Source organism: uncultured Tepidimonas sp. (assembly GCF_938045175.1).
GTDB lineage: Bacteria > Pseudomonadota > Gammaproteobacteria > Burkholderiales > Burkholderiaceae_C > Tepidimonas.
In genome coordinates this window covers 1-3,089 of sequence record NZ_CALIND010000061.1, presented here as the reverse complement: position 1 = coordinate 3,089, position 3,089 = coordinate 1, and the positions used below count along the sequence as shown (strand labels likewise).

Sequence of the window (3,089 nt, the reverse complement as noted above, 5' to 3'; positions counted from 1 at the left end):
CGTCAGGTCGAACAGTCGTGTGATGCTGCGGGTCATGCGGTATCTCCTCGAAACGGGGCCCCGTGCGCGGCCCACCAGGCTCAGAAAGCGTCTTCGGGCATCTCGGCGCAGGTGCTGTCGCGCGTGCGCACCACCTGCAGCCACGGCCCGATCTTGGGCAGTTCGTAATGAAAAAAGTAGCGGCACGCCTGCAAGCGCCCGCGGCTGGCGACGTCGTCGCGGCCGACGGCCGCCAGCGCCACGTCCAGCCAGATCCACGCCAGCACCGTGTGCCCCAAGGCCTGCAGGTACGGCACGGCATTGGCCAGCGCGGCGACCGGATCGCCATCGGCCCAGGCCATGCGTGTGGCCACGCCCACCTCGTCGATGGCGCGCGCCAGCGCCTGTGCGTGCGCCGCCAGCGTGGGCACGGCACGGGCGCGCGCCACGGTGGTCTGCATCCGCTGCGCCAGCAGCGACAAGCCACGGCCGTCTTCCATGCGCACCTTGCGGCCCAGCAAATCCATAGCCTGGATGCCATGCGTGCCTTCGTGGATCATGTTGAGGCGGTTGTCGCGCCAGTATTGCTCGACCGGAAAGTCGCGCGTGTAGCCATAGCCGCCGTGCACCTGGATGGCCAAGCTGTTGGCCTCCAAGCACCATTCGCTGGGCCAGCTCTTGGCGATCGGCGTGAGCACCTCGAGCAGCAAGCGCGCGTCGTCGGCTGCTCGCGCGTCGCCCGTGCGCTGCTCGTCGACCAGCCGGGCGCAATACAGCGCCAACGCCAGCGCCCCCTCGCAGTACGCCTTTTGCGCCAGCAGCATGCGCTTGACGTCGGCGTGCTCGATGATGCGCACCGGCGGCTGAGCAGGGTCCTTGCCCGCGGGACCCGGCAAGCGCCCCTGCAGCCGCGTGCGCGCGTAGTCGAGGCTGGCCAGATAGCCCGCCATACCCAACATGGTGGCGGCCATGCCAACGCCGATGCGCGCCTCGTTCATCATGTGAAACATACAGCGCAAGCCGTCGCCGGGCGCGCCCACCCGGTAGCCGATGGCGCCCGCGCCGCGCCCATCCAGCCCGGGGGCACGCACCGGGTAGCGCCCCTCGCCAAAGTTGAGCAGCGTGTTGGGTGTACCGCGCCAGCCGCACTTGTGGTTGAGACCCGCCAGCGCCACATCGTTGCGCTCGCCGGTCAGTCGGCCTTGCGTGTCCACCAGCCACTTGGGCACGATGAACAGCGAAATCCCCTTGACGCCGGGCGGCAGCCGACCGTCAGCCCCCGGAATCTTGGCCAGCACCAGGTGAACGATGTTGTCGGTTAGCTCGTGCTCGCCGGCCGAGATCCACATCTTGTTGCCGCGCAAGCGGTAGCGGGGCCCCAGGGGATCGCTCTCGAAATCGTCGCCGTCGGGGACGGCCCGGGTCGCGATATCGCTCAGGCTAGAGCCGGCCTGCGGCTCGCTCAGGCACATGGTGCCCGCAAACCGCCCTTGCAGCTCAGGCTGCGCAAACGCGCGGCGCTGTGCCTCGGTGCCGTGCGCCATCAACAGGTTCGCGTTGCCCACCGTGAGCATGCCCGCGCCGATACTGACCGAAGCCGCGGCAAAAAACGCATTGCCCGCCGCCTCGATCGTGTAGGGCAGCTGCATGCCGCCCACGTCGTAGTCCTGCGACGCGCTCAGCATGCCGCTGGCCGCATAGGCCCGCCACGCCTCGTGTGTCGCAGCGGGCAGCACCACCCGCTCGCCGTCGAAGCGCGGCTCCTCGGTGTCGACGAGGCGGTTGAAGGGGGCGTACTTCTCGCGCGCGATGCGCTCGCAGGTGTCGAGCACCGCATCGAACGTCTCGCGCGTATGCTCGGCATGGCGCGCTCGCTCGGTCAGGGCCTGCACGCGCAACCAGTCGTAGAGCAAAAAATCGATGGTGGCGCGCAGACCCGGGTTCATCACAGCACCTCGAACACGCCAGCTGCGCCCATACCGCCACCGATACACATGGTCACGCACACCCGCTTGGCGCCACGCCGCTTGCCTTCGATGAGTGCATGCCCGGTCAGGCGCTGCCCGGACACACCGTACGGGTGGCCAATCGCAATCGCGCCGCCGTTGACATTGAGGCGGTCGGCCGGGATGCCCAGGCGGTCGCGGCAGTAGAGGACTTGCACCGCGAACGCCTCGTTGAGCTCCCAGAGATCGATGTCATCCACCGTCAGGCCCAGCCGCTGCAACACCTTGGGCACGGCAAACACGGGGCCGATGCCCATCTCGTCGGGCTCGCACCCCGCCACGGCAAAGCCCAGAAACCGCCCCAGCGGCTGCAAACCCTTGCGCTCGGCCACTTTTTCGTCCATCACGACGCACGCACCCGCCCCGTCGGAGAACTGGCTCGCATTGCCAGCAGCGATAGTGCCGCCGGGCAGCGCAGGCTTGATGGCGGCGATCGCTTCCTTGGTGGTCCCCTCTCGCAGCCCCTCGTCACGCGACACGGTCACCTGCTGCGTGATGAGCCCACGCTGCTTGTCATAGATGCCCGCCGTGACCGTGATCGGCACGATCTCGTCGTCGAACTTGCCGGCCGCCGCCGCTGCACAGGCTTTTTGCTGACTGGCCGCGCCGTACTCGTCCATCGCGTCGCGGCCGATGCGGTAGCGCTTGGCCACCTGCTCGGCGGTCTGCAGCATGGTCCAATAAATCTCGGGCTTGCGCTCCAGCAGCGCGGGGTCGGCCATCATGTGCTTGTTCATCTCGTTTTGCACGCACGAGATGCTCTCGACCCCACCGGCCACATAGATCTCGCCCTCACCTGCCATGATGCGCTGGGCAGCCAAGGCGATCGTCTGCAACCCCGACGAGCAGAACCGGTTGACGGTCAGGCCCGACACCGTGACCGGGCACCCTGCGGCCAAGGCGATCTGGCGCGCAATGTTCCAGCCCGTGGCCCCTTCCGGGTTGGCGCAGCCCATGATGACGTCTTCGACCTCGGCTGGGTCCAGGCGCGCGCGCTCGATGGCGGCGCGCACCACGTGACCGCCCAGCGTGGCACCGTGCGTCATGTTGAAGGACCCCTTCCAGCTCTTGGCCAAGGGGGTGCGTGCGGTAGAGACGATGACA

At 68.0% G+C, this 3,089-nt stretch carries 2 protein-coding genes; both read right to left on the bottom strand.

Going from position 1 to position 3,089, the window contains the following annotated elements:
- Positions 1-80: 80 nt before the first annotated feature.
- Positions 81-1,925: an acyl-CoA dehydrogenase gene (locus tag Q0716_RS03200; protein ID WP_299019566.1), complete on the bottom strand. Its 1,845-nt coding sequence runs from the start codon at positions 1,923-1,925 to the stop codon at positions 81-83.
- On the bottom strand, positions 1,925-3,089 hold a 1,165-nt coding region (locus Q0716_RS03195), incomplete at its 5' end, for an acetyl-CoA C-acyltransferase (RefSeq protein ID WP_299019564.1). The genes Q0716_RS03195 and Q0716_RS03200, both read right to left, overlap by 1 nt.